Annotated in this window: 1 rRNA gene; it reads left to right on the top strand. The window is 59.9% G+C overall.

Annotated elements, in window-relative coordinates:
• Positions 1-89, top strand: a 16S ribosomal RNA gene (locus tag ADL25_RS17360); the annotation flags it as partial.
• Positions 90-359: the final 270 nt, after the last annotated feature.

Here is a 359-nt window from a genome sequence, read left to right on the forward strand (position 1 = left end):
GGAGGGAGCTGTCGAAGGTGGGACTGGCGATTGGGACGAAGTCGTAACAAGGTAGCCGTACCGGAAGGTGCGGCTGGATCACCTCCTTTCTAAGGAGCACTTCTTGCCAACTCCGGTTGGTCAGAGGCCAGTACATCGGCGAACGTCCGGTGCTGGTTGCTCATGGGTGGAACGTTGACTATTCGGCACTCTTGGTCTGCTTCTCTTCTTAGTACTGCTTCGGCGTGGAACGGTTGTAGGAGAGGCGAGGGTGTCGGGCACGCTGTTGGGTGTCTGAGGGTGCGGCCGGTTGGTCGTCCTTCGGCGCCGACCCCAGTGAACTCGGATTGTGGTCCGGGGTGATGGGTGGTTGGTCGTTG

This window comes from Streptomyces sp. NRRL F-5122, assembly GCF_001507435.1.
GTDB classification, from domain to species: domain Bacteria; phylum Actinomycetota; class Actinomycetes; order Streptomycetales; family Streptomycetaceae; genus Streptomyces; species Streptomyces lannensis.